This window comes from Streptomyces sp. NPDC090994 (assembly GCF_044768905.1).
GTDB lineage: Bacteria > Actinomycetota > Actinomycetes > Streptomycetales > Streptomycetaceae > Streptomyces.
In genome coordinates, this window is the sequence record NZ_JBIVWS010000056.1 from 1 (window position 1) to 1,643 (window position 1,643).

Below are 1,643 nucleotides of genomic sequence, written 5' to 3' on the forward strand. Positions count from 1 at the left end.
TGGACGGTGCTGACCGGTGTGGGTGTGTCGCTGGTCGTGGTCGTGGTCGGCGGGGTCTGGGAGGCCGGGCCGGTGTGCGTGCCGGTGGTGGTGTTGTCGGGGGTGGTGGTGGCGTTGCTGTCGGAGTCCTGTGGCGAGGACTGCGGGGGCGTCGTGTCGACGTCCTGGGCGTCGCTCTGGCCGTTCTGACCCTGTGGTGGGGAGGGTGTGGTGCCGGGCCGGGGGGTGCCGCTGGTGGCCGTCGGGTTCCCGCCGGTGCCGGTGTTGCCGCCGGTGACGGTATTGCCACCGGGCACGGTGTTCCCGCCGGCCACCGTGTCCCCACCGCTCGGCGTGACGTCCCCGGTACGCGTGTCTCCCTCGGGCGTGCCGGGTGCCGGGGTGTCGGTGGCGGGGCTCTGGGTGCGGGTGCCGCCCGGTCCCGGGGCGGGGCTGCCGGCCGGGACGTTCGAGATGTCCGGGATGCTGCTCTTGACGTCGAGGCCGTTGATGTCGAGGCCGTCGACGTCGAGGCCGTTGATGTCGAGGTCGGTCAGGTCGGTGTCCAGCGGGCCGTTGCCGTCGATCCCGCCCCCGGTGAGGTCCGCGTCCAGGTCGGAGGACTGGGTCGGGGGCCGGTCCGTGCCGTCCAGCCCGTCGCGGTCGCCGCCACCGGACGCGGAGGCCACCGGCCCTGGGGCCGGGACCGGCCCGGACGTGCCGGTGCCCTTGCCGCCGTCGCCGGAGTGGGAGGTGCCGTCGGACGAGGAGGAGTCGTCCTGCGCCGCGTCCGGCGGGACCGGCGAGTTCACCACCGGCGGCGGGTTGATGTTGAACTTGTTGCCGAACGCCGCCGCGCCCTGGCCCAGGTGCCGTTCGCTGACCGCGCTGAGTCCGCCGCCCAGGAACGTCATGGGACCGTCGGTGGGGAAGTGGAAGATGGCCGCTGTGGCCAGCTCGGCCAGCGCCTCGGCACCGCCCTCGGTCAGGAAGTGGTGGATGTCCTCCCCCAGCTCGTGCTTGAACCGGTCGCCCAGACCCGGACCCGGAGTCGGGTCCGGGGTGGGGGTGGGTTTGGGAGTGGGAGTCGGGTCCGGGGACGGGTCAGGCCTGGGGTTCGGTCTCGGATTCGGGGTGTCGTTCAGCAGGTCGTCGTCGAACGTGTCATTGAACTTGTTGCCGTTGCCGTTGCCGTTGCCGTTGCCGTTGCCGTCGATGTCCTTGAACGGGTTGTTCCGGCTGTCCCAGATGTTGCGGTAGTGGTTCTTCAGGCCGTTGGCGATGTCGTTCAGGAACCCGTGGAAGAGGCCGGTGAACGCGCCGAAGACACCGTCCTGCACGATCTGCGACCAGTCGAAGCCGTCCGGCCGGCGCCCCTTGGGCGCGCCCAGCATCATCGCCAGGCGCACCGCGAACGTCATGAACGCCTCTTCGATCGCCTCCGTGAGCGTCGGCAGCAGATGCGTCCGCTTCATCAGCCAGTCCAGCAGCGTCAGGATCGCCACCCGGCTGCGTGCCTTGGCCACCGCGGCCTGGCTGGCGGCCGACCCGCCCGTGAACATGGACAGGGCCATGATGATGGCCAGCTCGATCAGCAGCCGGATCAGCTCGGCGATGATCTGCCACTTGGCCTCCATGATGTCCATGGAGGACTGGGTGCGGGC

General features: G+C 70.8%; 1 pseudogene. It reads right to left on the minus strand.

What is annotated here, in order from left to right:
• A pseudogene (locus ACIQR3_RS38225) lies at window positions 1-1,625 on the minus strand (hypothetical protein); the annotation flags it as partial.
• Window positions 1,626-1,643: the final 18 nt, after the last annotated feature.